The organism is Caldimonas tepidiphila, from assembly GCF_003569765.1.
GTDB classification, from domain to species: Bacteria; Pseudomonadota; Gammaproteobacteria; order Burkholderiales; family Burkholderiaceae_C; genus Caldimonas; species Caldimonas tepidiphila.
In genome coordinates, this window is sequence record NZ_QXMG01000103.1 from 1 (window position 1) to 14,244 (window position 14,244).

Genomic DNA, 14,244 nt, shown 5'->3' on the forward strand with positions numbered 1-14,244 from the left:
GCCGAGCCAGTATGCGCCTCTACCGCGAGCTCATACAAATCTCTGACTCACACCACTAGCCGGCCCTCGGCAGCCGAGCCGGTGCGCAGTGCGCGCGACAGAGTCAGACGCAATGCCGACCAAGCGGCCGGACCGAGCGCCATCAGAGCGTTGAGCCGCTCGCCCGCGGCGGCCTCGGCTGCGACAGCAGAGTCACCGTCGAAGAGCTGGCATCCGAGCGCGGCTGCGAGATCGACTATCTGGTCGCCAATCGCCACGCCGCCACGGAACGGCTCGTCCACGCCGTGGCGGCGGAACACCGCGAACGGCAGGTTCTGTATCGGGAAGTCGCTGCGGGGATGCTGGGCAGAGGCGACCCAGCTGCGTAGCTCAGGGTCGTGGGTTTCGTTCAGGAATTGCATGGCTTGGCCTCGTTTCGCGTCTGGTGCGCTTTTGATTTCGGGAAGGGCAGGGAGGTCAACGCCGGGTCGGGTCAAAATTCTTCTGCAGCCCCTGCCAGCAGCGGTAGTACTCGGGCTGCAACTGGGCCGTCTCGAGGGCGTAGCGCGTGGGCTGGATCACTGCCGGCGTCTCGAACATGAAGGCCATGGTGTCGGTGATGTAGTGCGGCTGGCGCGTGTCGGCGCGGCTTGCCTTCTCGAAGGTGTCGGCGTCCGGTCCGTGCCCGCTCATGCAGTTGTGCAGCGAAGCGCCCCCCGGCACGAAACCCTCGGCCTTGGCGTCATAGGCGCCGTGGATCAGTCCCATGAACTCCGAGGCGAAGTTGCGGTGGAACCAGGGCGGACGGAAGGTGTCTTGCATCGCAAGGACGCGTGGCGGGAAGATCACGAAGTCGATGGTGTCCACGCCCGGGGTGTCGCTCGGAGCCTGCAGCACCAGGAAGATCGACGGATCCGGGTGGTCGTAGCTGATCGAGCCGATGGTGTTGAAGCATCGCAGGTCGTACTTGTAGGGTGCATAGTTGCCATGCCAAGCCACCACATCAAGTGGCGAATGGCGGATCCTCGCGCTCCAGAAGTTGCCTTGAAACTTGGCGAGCAGCTCGAAGTCCCCCTCGCGGTCCTCGTACGCCGCCACTGGCGTGCGGAAGTCGCGCGGGTTGGCCAGCCCATTGGCGCCGATCACGCCCAAGTCGGGTAGCCGGAACAGCGCGCCGAAGTTCTCGCACACATAGCCGCGCGCGGCGCCGTCGGGCAGGCGCACCTGGAAGCGCACGCCGCGCGGCACCACCGCTATCTCCTGCGGCTCGATTTCCAGTACGCCGAGCTCGGTGGCGAGCACCAGCCGTCCCTGCTGCGGCACGATCAGCAGTTCGCCGTCAGCGTTGTAGAAGAAGCGCCGCTCCATTGAACGGTTGGCCGCGTACAGGTGGATGCCGCAGCCGGCGTTGCCGGCCATCGTGACCATGCCGTCGACAAAGTCGGTTTCCTCGTCGGGCAGTGGCAGCGGATCCCAGCGCAGTTGGTTAGGCGGCGTCGGCACCTCGTCGAAGTGACTGAGCCAGCGGCGGTCGGCGGCACGAACAAAGGGCTCGTGCACCGCTGCCGGGCGGATGCGGTAGAGCCAGGAGCGGCGGTTGGTATGGCGCGGCGCAGTAAAGGCCGTGCCCGAAATCTGCTCGGCGTACAAGCCGTAGGGCGCGCGCTGCGGCGAGTTGCGGCCCTCCGGCAGGGCGCCAGGCAGGCCCTCGGTGGCGAACTCGTTGGCGAAGCCGCTCTGGTACTGCGGCATGTTCTGGATCATGTCAGGACTCCGGACGTCAGGGCTTCTCGGTAAGGGCGAGGTCTTCAGCGGCTGCGTCGACGAGGCGCTGGGCGGCCTCGGCATCGCCCATGTGGGCGATGGCCAGCAGCGCGAAACGGGCCAGGAACAGCGGCGCGTTGACTTCGCCGAGTTGCGTCATCGTCTTGCACAGCCGGGTGTAGACGGCATCCAGTTCGGTCGGGGTCAGGGAGCTCATTGGGTTCTCCGATTCGTCTTCAGCGGTGCAGGGTGTGGCGAACGGCCGCGGCAGCTTCGACCGCGTTCGTCTCCTTCCAACGTCCAAGCACGTGGCCGTCCGGCCGCACCAGGTATACCGTGCCAGGCATGGCGTCGTACATCGAGAACAGCCGGCCGGTGTGGTCCCAGCCTTGCACGACGGAGCCGGCCTCACCGTGCTGGCGTGTCAGCGCCACCACTGCGAAAGGGACGCCATCGGCACGCATGCTGCACTGCAGGTCCAGCAACTCCTGGGGCACGTCGCCGCCCTCGCTGAAATGGAGGGCCGTGAAGCACGGAGCCGTCAAGTCGGTGAGGTGGCCTTCGCGCGTCTTGCCGTCGCGAGTGATCGTGAGCGGGCACTCTGACAGCACGGCTCCAGGCACTGGGCCAGACTTGAACTCGGCCGAACGTTGTGGCGCCGCGTTCAACGGTGAATCGGCGTAGGTGATCGCCGAGGTCTGGCGTGGATTGATCAGCGAGCTTACGACAGGGTGCTTGGCGGCCAGGCTCAGCACCGCCCTTCGCATCAGCTCGAATGCGAACGAGGGCGGCGCCATGAACTCGGTGCTCTTGGTGCCGTAGCTCAGGTTCTCGTGCGTCGCGGCGACGCGCTCGTCCGAGTAACTGTCGAGCAGTTGCTCGGCGGCCAAGCCCTTGATCACGAATGCGAGCTTCCACGCCAGATTGTCGGCATCGTCGATGCCGGAGTTGGCGCCACGTACGCCGAAGATTGGCACCAGGTGTGCCGCGTCGCCCGCGAACAGCACACGGCCGTGGCGATAGCTTTCTAGCGTCAGTGCATTGGCCTTGTAGATACCGGTCCAGATGGGCTTCCACTCGCCGCGCTCGCCCATCATCTCGAGCAGGCTATGCACGCGCGGGATCACGTTCTCAGGCTTGATCGCCTCGTCCGGGTCCTCGCCGTCGCGCAATTGATAGTCGATGCGCCATACGTTGTTGGGTTGTTTGTGCACGAGCACCGTCGAGCCCGGGTTGCAGGGTGGGTCGAAGTAGGCGAGCCGCTCGGTCGGCCGCGCGCTGTCAAGCAAGATGTCGACGATGACGTAGCGGCCTTCGTAGCTTGTGCCCTTCAACTGCAAGCCGAGCGACTCGCGTAGGAAGCTGCGTCCGCCGTCGGCCGCCACCACCCAGTCGGTATCGAGTTGGTAGTCGCCCTCGGGGGTCGAGAGGCTCAGCCGCGCACCGTCGGCGCTCGCGTCGATCGCCGTCACCCGGGTTTGCCAGCGGATGTCGATCAAGTCGGACCGGGCCTCAGCCGCGTCGAGCAGGAATTGCTCGATGCTGTACTGCGCGAGATTGACCATTGGCGGCAGCTTCTGGTTCTCGTCGACCGGCATCTTGAAGTGCAGCACCTCGGTGTCGCGGTAGTAGCTGCGTCCGCCGGTCCAGGGCAGGCCGGTCTTCAGGAAACCCTCTAGCGCGCCCAGGCGCTCGATGATCTCGAGGCTGCGCCGCGAGATGCAGATCGCCCGGCTGCCGAAGCACACCGAATCGTCGGCCTCGAGCAGCACCACCGGCACGCCGTGGTTGGCCAGGCCGAGTGCGGCGCAGTAGCCCACCGGCCCGCCGCCCACGACCACTACCGGATGCCGGCGGCGTTCCAAGTCGTCCTGCAAAGGAGGCAGGGTCGCGGGGTGGGACTTGGCCGTGAACGGATACGGCGCGAATTCCTGGTTCATCGTCTCTCCTAAGGGCTGGCATGGCAACGGCGGCGCAGCATCCGAAGCGTCGCGGGAGTTGATCATATTGTTGCGTACGCAACTATTGTCGGATGTCAAGCCCAGGGCGTCCACTCCGTACATCCACCTAGTTGCGTGCGCAACCATTAATTGATTACAGTCAAGCGAAGCGCTGACGAAGCGGCACGCTGCGGCGACCGCGCTTCATCCCTTGCACCGAACACCGTGGAGACAAAATGCATCCCTCTCGCATCCTGCGCCGCTCGCTCGTGATGGCCGCCCTGGCGGTGCCGCTGGCCGCGGTTGCTTTTCCCGACAAGACGATCGAATGGGTCGTCCCCTATCCGGCCGGCGGCGGCTCTGATGTCGTGGCGCGCACACTGGCCGAACCGATGTCAAAGGCCCTCGGTCAGAACATCATCATCAATAACAAGCCGGGTGCCGCGACCAACATCGGCGCCGACTACGCGTCCCGGGCGAAGGCTGACGGCCATGTCGTGCTGACCGCCGACACCGCCACGCTCGCCGCCAACCCCTCGCTGTACTCGAAGCTGACCTACAACGTCGAGAAGGACTTCGCGCCGGTGGGGCTGATGGCCCGTTTCCCGATGCTGTTGGTGGTGAACACGAGCCTCCCGGTCAAGAACCTGGCGGAGTTCACGGCCTGGGCCAAGCAGCAGCCGGGCGGAGTCAGCTACGCCACGCCAGGCGCCGGCAGCCCGCACCACCTTGCCACCGAGCTGTTCCGTGAAAGCAGTGGCTTGGCTTTCGTGCACGTGCCGTACCGCGGAGCGGCACCGGCCGTGCAGGACGTGATCGGAGGCCAAGTGCCCTTCATGTTCGCCGACACGGCAAGTGCCTATCCCCACATCATTTCCGGCAAACTGCGCGCAATCGGCGTGGCGAGCCCCAAGCGATTGGAGGGCTTCGACGCGGTGCCGACCCTGCAGGAGCAGGGCATGAAGGGCTTCGAGGCCTACGCTTGGCAAGGGCTGGTGGTGCCGGCAGGGACCCCGGCGCAGACGGTGATGGCACTGAACAAGGCACTGCTTGCCGCGCTCGATACGGCGGCCGTCAAAGCACGCTTTCAGACGCTCGGCCTTGAGGCGATCCCCAGCACGCCTCAAAAGATGGATGTTTATGCGAAGAGCGAGCGCGAGAAATGGGGTAAGGTGATTCGGGCCAGCAACATCCGCCTCGATTGAAAATGCCGGGAAAGAAAAAGGTCAGCTTCGAACTCGACCGCACCGTTACCCACCGCCTGCACACACTGCACAAGCTTACTGACCGGATCAGTCAGGTGGCCTATCTCGAACGGGCAGGCATGCCGCTCAGCGAAGGGCGGTGCCTAGCAGCGGTGGGGGCGTTCTCGCCGCTGTCAGTCAACGAGCTGGCCCGTCAGGCCAACCTGAACAAGGGGCAGGCTAGCCGCGCTGCCCAGTCCTTGGTGGACCAGGGACTGGTGCGTAAGGAAACCAGTGCGACGGACGGACGCGGAGTGGTGTTGACCTTGACTACTGCGGGCGAACAGGCCTGGCGGCGCGTCATGACCGTGATCGAGCTGCGTAACGAGGAGATCGTCGCCTGCCTGAACGCCAGCGAACGCGAGCAGCTGGATCGGCTGCTCGATCGCCTCCTCGCGCATGCCCAGGCAGCGGTGGGCGAGGACGCGAGAGACGGCGAATGAGATGTCCTGGTCGAGACTTGATCTGACAGACAAGCTGCCTGTTCAGGCGGCCCCTTGTGCTGCTGCGGCTGTCGGTTGCATCCGATCCAGCTGCTTATCGTCAGTCCCTGGCCGACACGCCCACGCTCGAAGAATTCACCGCGCTGCAGCAGGCGCTGGCCAGCGCGCTCAAGCGCAACGAGTCGCTAGCGTCGCAGGCGGCACCGACATCTCGCGCAACACGGTGGCCGCCAGCATCGTGCGCGTCGGACAGGCCGTGCAGCCGGTGGTCAACCTGCTGCGCGACGAATCGCACTGCTGCCCTGGCGCATCGACGTGAGCGCAGCCTGAGCGAGCCTTGCCTCGCCACCGCCATCGTGGCAAGGAGCGGGGTTGACTGATCGCTTACGGCTTACCTGCCCTCGATACCGACACCTCCAGGAGCTGGATCCAGGCTGCCGGTGCTCTTGTCCTCCTGATGGGCTGTGGCGGAACGATCGTGGTTGATCATCGCCACGGCAACTGCGGCGATGACCGCAGGAATCGCGATCGCAATGAAATTCTGCTGCAGCGGCAAAGCCACGCTAACCAGCGTGCCGATCACGATGGGGGCCAGGATCGCGCCGCTGCGGCCGACGCCCGAGGCGAAGCCAATGCCGGTGGAGCGGATTGCCATCGGGTAGAACTGGCCGGCATAGGCGTAGGTGACGATCTGCGTGCCGATGGTCGACGCACCAGCCAGGCCGACGACCAGGAACAACGCCTCGGTGGGCATCGGCACGCCCAGCATCGTGATCGACACGGCCGCCAGCACGTACATCGAGAACAGCACCCACTTGATGTTGAACTTGTCAGCCAGCCAGCCGCCACCGACTGCACCGATCACCGCCCCGAAGTTCAAGGTCAGCACGAAGGTCAGTGCCGAGCCCAGGCTGTAGCCGGCACTGGCCATCAGCTTGGTCAGCCAGGAGCTCAGCGCATAGACCATGAACAGGCACATGAAGAAGGCGATCCAGAACATCACGGTGCTGAAGCCGCGGCCCTCCTGGAACAGGTGACGCACCGGCACGTCGTCGGCCTTGTCCTCGGTGGGCAGCGCGAAGCGGTCGCTGGCCGTCGGACGGAAGCCAGGCTCCAGCCGCGCGAGGATGGCCTTGAGTTCCTCGTGGCGGCCCTGCTTGAGCAGGAAGGGCATCGACTCCGGCAGTGATTTCAGGACGAACGGAATCAGCACCACCGGCAGCGCCGCGGCGAAGAACACGGACTGCCAGCCGTAGCTCTCGATCAGTCCCTTGCCGAGCACTGCGGCCAGCATGCCGCCCACTGCATAGCCGCTGAACATCAGCGTGACCATGGTCGAGCGAATCCGCTTCGGCGAATACTCCGTCATCTGCGCGACCACGTTGGGCATCACACCGCCGATGCCGAGGCCCGCCAGAAAGCGGGTGACGCTGAACATCACCGGGTCGTTCGTCAGTCCGGCTGCCGCGGTGAACAAGCTGAACAGGGCAATGCAGATCACGATGGCCCAGCGGCGGCCGATGCGGTCGGCGATGGTGCCAAGGAAGATCGCCCCGAACATCATCCCGAAGAGCGCCGAGCTGACCATGAAGCCCGCCTGGGTCGGGTCCACGCCCATCTGCTTCATGATCGACGGCAGTGCGATGCCGGCCACCGCAAGGTCGTACCCATCGAAGATGATGATGAGCGCGCACCAAAAAAGAACCAGCCCGTGAAAGCCATTGAAGCGTGCTTCGTCGGCAATCTTGTGGACGTCAATCTGTCTCATGGGTTTGTCTCCTGGTCGTGGGGTGTTGGGAAAGCACCTCTGCCTGAGTTGCCATCGCCTCAGCGCAGCTTTTCGCCGGCGATGGCGATCGCCTCGTGGAACGCCGGGGCAGACGCTCTTCCCGCCTTGGGGCAGGAGGGCCTGACGGTCCCGAGCGGGGAGAGAGGAGTTTCAGTTGTTCCGAGGGACTTCAGCCTTGGAGCTGGGCGCTGACTTCCCTGCTCAATGCGAACAGGTAGCCGTCAGGAGGCCGCCTGCCGCTCTGGCAGAACTCCTTGAGGCACTCCAGCGCGCGCTGGATCGTCATTGGTGAGGCGCCACGCAGTTCTTCCAACTGCGGCAGGCCCGGCGTCTTCCTTGTCTCGCTCATGCAAGTCTCCATGACGGTGCAACTTCAGGGTCAGGACAGTGCAGAGGTTCACCCTTCGCTGGCTGCGTCTCCTGCTGAAGGAGGGGCAGGAGCGTGTCGACCAGCTCTCGAAGCGGCTCTTGGTGAATCGGTAAGCCTTGAGATGGTGCGAATGTGATCTGCCTCAAATCAAACGCGATCAGCATGCATGATGATGCATGCGTGCCGACTAGTCAATAGAACTATATTGCATGTTTCGGGCTTGTCGGCAATTACACCGCCATCATCTTTCCCGGAGGACGACAAATGAGCGAAGTCAGCGAAGCCATCCGAGCCAGGCCTTTGTCGAGGTCAAGCTCAGCGACAAGATCCCTAACAACGTCAACCTCGACGGCGACCGGCAGCTGCTGCGCGCGCTAGAGGCGTGGCAGCCGAACTACTTTGACTGGTGGAAGGACATGGGGCCGGAGGGCTTCCAGGGGGTCGACGTCTACCTCCGCACGGCGGTGGGCGCGGATCCGAAGGGCTGGGCGGTGTTCGACCATGCGAAGATGCCCGACTACCGCTGGGGCATCCTGCTCGCGCCGAAGGAGGAAGGGCGCACCATCCCTTGCGGTAAGCACAAGGGCGAGCCGGCCTGGCAGGAGGTGCCGGGCGAGTACCGCGCGCTGCTCAAGCGGCTGATCGTTGTGCAGGCCGACACCAAGCCAGCCTCGGTGGAGCAGCAGCGCTTCCTCGGCGCGACCGCCCCGTCGCTCTACGACATGCGCAACCTGTTCCAAGTCAACGTGGAAGAGGGCCGCAGGTGACCTGGACAAATTGCACCGGGGCTTGCAAGGAGTGGACCGAGCTCATGCCTTTGCTTCCACAGCGGTTTGCGCGCGCAGCCGGAAGCGCTGGATCTTGCCGGTGGCGGTCTTGGGCAACTCCGCGACGAATTCCATCTGACGCGGGTACTTGTGCGGCGCGAGCCGGCTCTTGACGAAGGCCTTGAGTTCGGATTGCAGCGCTTCGCCCGCTGCATGGCCATCCTTCAGCACGATGAAGGCCTTGGTCTTGGTCAGGCCCTCCTCGTCGAGCACGCCGATCACCGCGGCCTCCAGCACGGCGGGGTGCTGCACCAGCGTGGCCTCGACCTCGAAGGGCGAGACGTAGATGCCGCTGACCTTGAGCATGTCGTCGCTGCGCCCGGCGTAGGTGTAGTAGCCGTCGGCGTCGCGGCTGTACTTGTCGCCGCTCTTGGTCCATTCCCCGCGGAAGGTCTCGCGCGACTTCTCGCGGTTGTTCCAGTACATCAGCGCCGCGCTCGGGCCCTTGATGTAGAGGTCGCCGATCTCGCCGACCCCGACCGGGCGGCCGTCCTCGCCGCGCAACTCCACCTCGTAGCCCTCGACCGGCCGGCCGGTGGTGCCGTAGCGCACATCGCCGGGGCGGTTGGAGAGGAAGATGTGCAGCATCTCGGTCGAGCCGATGCCGTCGATGATCTCGCAGCCGAAGTGGGCGGTCCATCGCTCGCCGATGTCTTGCGGCAGCCCCTCGCCGGCGGACGAACAGAGCCGTAGCGCGACCTCATCGCGCGCGGGCAAGTGGGGCGACGCGAGCATGCCGGCATAGCCGGTCGGCGCGCCGCAGAAGATCGTCGGTCGGTGCTCGACGATGCGCTTGAAGGTGGCATCAGGCGTCGGGCGCTCGGCCATCAAGACGGCGGTGGCACCCACGCTCAAGGGGAAGATGAGGCCGTTGCCGAGCCCGTAGGCGAAGAAGAGCTTGGCGGCCGAGAACACCGTGTCGCCCTCGCTCATGCCGAGCACCGGCCTGGCGTAGAGCTCCGCGGTCCAGTACGGGTTGGCGTGGGTGTGCACCGTGCCCTTCGGGCGGCCGGTGGAGCCCGACGAGTAGAGCCAGAAGCCGGGCTCGTCCGCGAGCGTCGGCGCGGGGGGCGCGAGCGGCGCCTGCGCGGCCAGCAACGCGTCGAAGGACTGCGCCCCCGCCGGCAACTCGCCGCTCGAGCGCGAGACGATCAGGTGCTTGACTTCGTGTGGACCTTGCGCCATCGCCGATTGCAAGGTCGGCAGCAGCGCGGCCGACACCAGCGCGGCCTGCGCGCGGCTGTTCTCCAGCATGTAGGCGTAGTCGTCGGCGGTCAGCAGCGTGTTGACGGCCACCGGCACGAGGCCGGCGTACATCGCGCCGAGGAAGCTCACCGGCCAGTCGTTGCAGTCGTGCATCAGCAGCAGCACGCGCTCCTCGCGCTTCAAGCCCAGCGCGAGCAGTCCGGCCGCAGCACGGCGGACGCGCTCGGCGAGCTCGCCGTAGCTCAGACGTCCCTGGTCGTCGATGTAGGCGGTCCTGCCGGCGCGAGCGGCGTTGGTCTCGATCACGTGCTGCGCGAAGTTGAACGCGCTAGGCGGGGCAGGGGGCAGGCTTGCCATGCAAATGTCTCCTCCGGCTGCCTCTCTACAGGCAACCAATCGATGGTTCCAGTGACCTTTTCAGCGAGCGGGGTGGGTCCCGTTGGCTGCGAGTCTTCCAAGGGCTGCGGTGCTCGCCTGCACCGCGCAGCGGCGGTGGTAGAAGTTCAGCGCGCGCAGGCCGCCGAGCTCCTCGCCGCCGCCGGCGCGACCCGGGCCGCCGTGCAGCGACATCGGCATCACGTTGCCGTGGCCGGTGTTGAGCGCGGCGACCTCGGGCGAGATCGCGTGCACGCGGCCGTGGCTGTCGGCCAGGGCCAGCGCCGCGTCGGCGATGGCCTGCGCGTCGGTGCCGTAGACCGAGCTCACCAGCGAGCCGTCGCCGCGGCGGATCAGCGCGCAGGCCTCGTCCAGGCTGTCGTAGGGCATCAGCGTCGAGGCCGGGCCGAAGACCTCGAAGCGGTGCACGCGGTCGGCGGCGTGCGGGTCGCGCGCGCCGAGCAGCGTCGGGCCGATGCAGGCGGCGATGGCCGGGTCGGCGTCGACCAGTGGCTGCGCGCCGCCGTCGTGCAGCACCTCGGCCTGCTCGCGCAGGAAGGCCAGCCCCGCGCGCACCGCGTCGAGCTGCTCGCGGCTCACGAGCGAGCCCATGCGCACCGCGTCGTTCCTCGGGTTGCCGACCGTCGTCTTGCGCAGCTTCGCGCTGATCGCGTCGGCGGCGGCCTCGTAGAAAGCGCGCGGCACGAACACGCGCCGGATCGCGGTGCACTTCTGGCCGGACTTGACCGTCATCTCGCGCACGACCTCGGCGACCAGCAGGTCGAAGGCCTCGGTCCCGGGGGCGGCGTCGGGCAGCAGCAGCGCCGAGTTCAGGCTGTCGGCCTCGATGTTGCAGCGCACCGAGCGCTCGGCAACGGCCGGGTGCGAGCGGATCACCGCGCCGGTCTCGGCCGAACCGGTGAAGGACACCACGTCGAAGGGCTGGAGCTGGTCCATCAGGCCGCGCGAGCTGCCGCAGATGACGGAGAGCGCGCCCGCGGGCAGGATGCCGGCCTCGACCACGTCGGCCACCATGCGCTGCGTCAGCCACGCGGTGGCGGTCGCGGGCTTGACGATCACCGGCACGCCCGACAGCAGCGCCGGCCCCGCCTTCTCCCACAGGCCCCAGGAGGGGAAGTTGAAGGCGTTGATGAAGAGCGCGACACCGCGCGTGGGCGCCAGGACGTGCTGCGACTGGAAGGCGGGGTCCTTGCCCAGGCGCGCCGGCTCGCCGTCGAGCAGCACGCGCGCATCGCCGAGCGAGTCGCCCCAGCGCGCGTACTGGCCGAGCGTGAAGATGCCACCGTCGATGTCCACGGCGGAGTCCTTCTTCGTGGTGCCGGAGTTCGCGGTGGCGATCTCGTAGTAGGCGTCGCGCTTGGCCTGTAGCACCTTCACCACCTCGCCGAGCAGCGCGGCGCGCTGGCGGTAGGTGAGGGCGCGCAGTGCGGCGCCGCCCTGCTCGCGGGCAAATGAAAAGGCCTCGCCGAGGTCCAGCCCGGTGTTCGACACGCGGACCAGTTCGGTGCCGAGCACCGGGTCGACGAGCGGTGTGCCCGCGTCGCCGGCAGTCTGCCAGCGGCCGGCGGCGTAGTTCGGTAGAAGCTCGCTCATGCTGTGGCCTTCGTGAACTCGATGCGGCCCTCGGGCAGCAGGTAGAGCACCAGCGCGCGGCCGGTGGTGACGGTGGGACGGTGGGCGCTGCCCGGCGGGTAGACCTTCCAGCCGGCCGGCGTGCCGTCGAAGCGGGCGTCGGGGGTCAGCGGCATCACGAGGTCGATCTCGCCGTTCGGGTGCGCGTGGTGCGGGCCGACGACGTCCTGCATGTCCACCACGTCCACCGAGAACTGGGCGGTCTCGGGCGAGGGCTTGACGACGCGGCCGTAGCGGATGCCCCCGGCCTCGTGCTTGCACATCCAGCCCTCGCGTACGCCGGCCTCGCAGGCCGCCTGCATCTCGCGGAACCAGTCCGAGGACGGGCCATAGTTCTCGTCCAGCCAGGTTTGCAGGCCGGCGTCTAATGGCCTGTCCTGGAGCTCCTGGGTTATTGTCTGCACCAGCGACTGAAACCGCTCACTCATGGAATCCAGCTCCTTCATCCCGCATAAGCTTCGCCTGTAATCACGAAGAGCATGCAATATCGTGCATGCTTATATGAACGATACTTCCTGCTTGCGCGGGGTGTCAAGAAAAATGGTGCATGCGCCGGGTAAACCCGAGTGTGGGCCGACCTGCTCAAGAGGAACCAGCCATGAAAGGGCTGCACATCGTGGATTCCCAGTCGGGGACTGAAGAGAACCTGGAAGGCAAGGACCCGTACCTGGTGGCCTTGGGCGAGCGCATCCGCAACCTGCGCTCGCGCCGTGGCCTAACGCGTAAGGCGACGGCGCTGGCAGCCGACATTTCAGAGCGCCACTTGGCCAACCTGGAGCTCGGCAACGGCAACGCGTCGATCCTCGTGCTGCAGCAGGTGGCCTTTGCCCTGCAGTGTTCGCTTGCCGAAATCACTAGCGACATGACGACCTCCTCGCCCGAGTGGCTGATGATCCGCGAGCTCCTGGAAGGGCGCAGCGAGACCGAGCTCTATCGGGCTCGTGTCAAGCTCACCGAGCTGTTCGGCTCTGGCGGCAACAACCGCGCGCGGCTGTCGCGCATCGCGCTCATCGGCCTGCGCGGCGCGGGCAAGTCCACGCTCGGACACATGCTGGCCGAGGACCTGGGCTATCCCTTCATCGAGCTCAGCCGCGAGATCGAGAAGGTCGCCGGCTGCAGCATCGTCGAGATCCATTCCCTCTATGGAGCCAGTGCGTACCGGCGTTACGAGCGGCGCGCGCTGGAGGAGGCGGTGCAGATCTACCCCGAGGTCGTGATCGCCACGCCCGGCGGCTTGGTGTCGGATGCGACCAACTTCAACCTGCTGCTGTCGCACTGCTACACCGTCTGGCTGCAGGCCGACCCCGAGGACCACATGAAGCGGGTCGTCGCGCAGGGCGACTTCCGGCCCATGTCCGGCAGCCGCGAGGCGATGAACGACCTCAAGCACATCATCTCCGGTCGCGCGGCCTTCTACGCCAAGGCCGACCTCGCCTACAACACCAGCGGCCATTCGCTGGAAGAGACCTTCACCGGGCTGCGCACCGTCGTGCGCAATACCACTGGCGTGATGAACTGGGCCGCCTGACTTCCAGGGCGTGCTCCCGGACCGCCCGGGCGGGCGGTCATGAGCTTTCACCTGCCGCGGCCATCAGCCATCTTCTTTTGTTCCTGGAGGTAGGAGCCCCGAGGGGCCAATGCCAGCCAGTTAACGCTGACTGGCATTTTTTTCGTCGGGAACTTGTGCGCGCGGTTCTTGACGACTCTAGGGAAGTGGCGATCGGGGCGGCGTGGCGGTAGCACGAAGTAGTGGGATTGCGCGAGCAAGGCCTGCAGCCGCTCGGGCAGGGTGCCTGCGGACTCGAGGCTGGTGGTTGCCAGCAGGTTCACGATCGCATAGCTGGCAGTGTGGACTCCTGGCGCACCAGCTCGGGCTGCTTGCTGCGCAGCACCGGCTCGCCGTCCTGCAGGTCGAGCCCTTGCCACTGGCGGCCAGCGCTTGCTCGATCCAGCTCGGCTCGATCAGCGCCCCGAGTTCATCGAGCCGCTTGGGGGCTCGGGCCAAGGTCTCGCGCAGCGCGCTCTGCAGCAGGCTCATGAAGCAAAAAGGGGAGCGTGTTCAACATGCTCCCCTTCTACCGGATCAGCTCCGCTGGGTGCTTAACTGACTGGCATTACCCCGAGGGGCTCCTTTTTTGTGGCCGTATTCCGGGTGCGAAAGGCTGATCCGACGCGTGCTACCCAAGGACGAACAGTGGGCCATCCCCGGTCTCCACGGGTTTTCCCTTGTCTTTCATGCAGTTGACTTCCGGTTTTTCATGCACTATCGTGCAGCCAGCCGCGCAATAATATGCACTATGGTGCATGCGCAGTCCACCTTTCAAGGAGACCGAGATGACCGCCACCACCGAACTTGCCCGTGTCGACTACCAGACCGATCCGTCCCGCTACAAGCACTGGTCCTTCAGCGTCGATGGCGCGATCGCGACGCTCAAGCTAACGCTCAAGCTCGACATCGACGAGAACGGCGGCCTGCGGCCGGGCTACAAGCTCAAGCTCAACTCCTACGACCTGGGCGTGGACATCGAGCTGCACGACGCGCTCAACCGCATCCGCTTCGAGCATCCCGGGGTGCGCACAGTGGTCGTCACCAGCGCCCGCGACCGCATCTTCTGCTCGGGCGCCAACATCTTCATGCTCGGCGTGTCCTCGCA

Annotated in this window: 12 protein-coding genes and 3 pseudogenes; 5 read left to right on the forward strand and 10 right to left on the reverse strand. The window is 66.0% G+C overall.

The window, feature by feature from the left end; translation table 11 throughout:
* Positions 1 to 56: 56 nt before the first annotated feature.
* The 4 genes and pseudogenes from D3A59_RS23945 to D3A59_RS23960 all read right to left on the reverse strand — a co-directional run.
* Positions 57 to 401, reverse strand: a pseudogene (locus D3A59_RS23945) (fumarylacetoacetase); the annotation flags it as partial.
* A gap of 55 nt (positions 402 to 456) precedes the next feature.
* The gene (gene hmgA / locus D3A59_RS23950) at positions 457 to 1,743 is read right to left on the reverse strand and encodes a homogentisate 1,2-dioxygenase (protein WP_119157833.1); all 1,287 of its coding nucleotides are present in this window, start codon (positions 1,741 to 1,743) and stop codon (positions 457 to 459) included.
* Between the two features lie 16 nt (positions 1,744 to 1,759).
* Entirely contained in the window at positions 1,760 to 1,960 is a 201-nt protein-coding gene (locus tag D3A59_RS23955; RefSeq protein ID WP_419187277.1) for a hypothetical protein, read from the reverse strand.
* 19 nt (positions 1,961 to 1,979) lie between these two features.
* On the reverse strand, positions 1,980 to 3,683 hold the full coding sequence (locus D3A59_RS23960; protein ID WP_119157834.1) for an FAD-dependent oxidoreductase: 1,704 nt from the start codon (positions 3,681 to 3,683) through the stop codon (positions 1,980 to 1,982).
* A 236-nt stretch (positions 3,684 to 3,919) separates the two neighbouring features.
* On the opposite strand from D3A59_RS23960, the gene D3A59_RS23965 reads away from it, so the two are divergent.
* Together D3A59_RS23965 and D3A59_RS23970 are read left to right on the forward strand one after the other, a co-directional pair.
* Positions 3,920 to 4,888: a Bug family tripartite tricarboxylate transporter substrate binding protein gene (locus tag D3A59_RS23965; RefSeq protein ID WP_119157835.1), complete on the forward strand. Its 969-nt coding sequence runs from the start codon at positions 3,920 to 3,922 to the stop codon at positions 4,886 to 4,888.
* A gap of 2 nt (positions 4,889 to 4,890) precedes the next feature.
* Positions 4,891 to 5,370, forward strand: a complete 480-nt coding sequence (locus D3A59_RS23970; protein WP_119157836.1) for a MarR family winged helix-turn-helix transcriptional regulator — start codon at positions 4,891 to 4,893, stop codon at positions 5,368 to 5,370.
* 391 nt (positions 5,371 to 5,761) lie between these two features.
* Here D3A59_RS23970 and D3A59_RS23980 read toward each other — a convergent pair whose 3' ends face one another.
* Positions 5,762 to 7,138 (reverse strand): MFS transporter, encoded by a 1,377-nt coding sequence (locus D3A59_RS23980; protein WP_119157838.1) that lies wholly within the window; start codon positions 7,136 to 7,138, stop codon positions 5,762 to 5,764.
* A gap of 190 nt (positions 7,139 to 7,328) precedes the next feature.
* Positions 7,329 to 7,508, reverse strand: coding sequence for a hypothetical protein (locus D3A59_RS23985; protein WP_119157839.1), 180 nt, complete (start codon positions 7,506 to 7,508; stop codon positions 7,329 to 7,331).
* A 285-nt stretch (positions 7,509 to 7,793) separates the two neighbouring features.
* Between D3A59_RS23985 and D3A59_RS23990 the strand changes: the two are divergent.
* Positions 7,794 to 8,290, forward strand: a pseudogene (locus D3A59_RS23990) (benzoyl-CoA 2,3-epoxidase subunit BoxB); the annotation flags it as partial.
* A 48-nt stretch (positions 8,291 to 8,338) separates the two neighbouring features.
* Here D3A59_RS23990 and D3A59_RS23995 read toward each other — a convergent pair.
* Genes D3A59_RS23995 through D3A59_RS24005 form a run of 3 tightly spaced genes read right to left on the reverse strand, consistent with a single transcriptional unit; the run spans position 8,339 to position 12,018 of the window.
* Positions 8,339 to 9,919 (reverse strand): benzoate-CoA ligase family protein, encoded by a 1,581-nt coding sequence (locus D3A59_RS23995; RefSeq protein ID WP_119157840.1) that lies wholly within the window; start codon positions 9,917 to 9,919, stop codon positions 8,339 to 8,341.
* Positions 9,920 to 9,979: 60 nt separating this feature from the next.
* On the reverse strand, positions 9,980 to 11,551 hold the full coding sequence (locus D3A59_RS24000) for a 3,4-dehydroadipyl-CoA semialdehyde dehydrogenase (RefSeq protein WP_119157841.1): 1,572 nt from the start codon (positions 11,549 to 11,551) through the stop codon (positions 9,980 to 9,982).
* Entirely contained in the window at positions 11,548 to 12,018 is a 471-nt protein-coding gene (locus D3A59_RS24005; protein ID WP_119157844.1) for a 4-hydroxylaminobenzoate lyase, read from the reverse strand. The genes D3A59_RS24000 and D3A59_RS24005 overlap by 4 nt, the downstream gene beginning before the upstream one ends.
* A gap of 170 nt (positions 12,019 to 12,188) precedes the next feature.
* Between D3A59_RS24005 and D3A59_RS24010 the strand changes: the two genes are divergently transcribed.
* Positions 12,189 to 13,118, forward strand: coding sequence for a helix-turn-helix transcriptional regulator (locus D3A59_RS24010; protein ID WP_119157842.1), 930 nt, complete (start codon positions 12,189 to 12,191; stop codon positions 13,116 to 13,118).
* Positions 13,119 to 13,165: 47 nt separating this feature from the next.
* Here D3A59_RS24010 and D3A59_RS25695 read toward each other — a convergent pair whose 3' ends face one another.
* Positions 13,166 to 13,420 carry a hypothetical protein gene (locus tag D3A59_RS25695; protein WP_157991688.1) on the reverse strand — a complete coding sequence of 85 codons (255 nt, stop codon included), beginning with the start codon at positions 13,418 to 13,420 and terminating at the stop codon, positions 13,166 to 13,168.
* 504 nt (positions 13,421 to 13,924) lie between these two features.
* Here D3A59_RS25695 and D3A59_RS24015 point away from each other — a divergent pair.
* Positions 13,925 to 14,244 (forward strand): annotated as a pseudogene (locus D3A59_RS24015) (2,3-epoxybenzoyl-CoA dihydrolase); the annotation flags it as partial.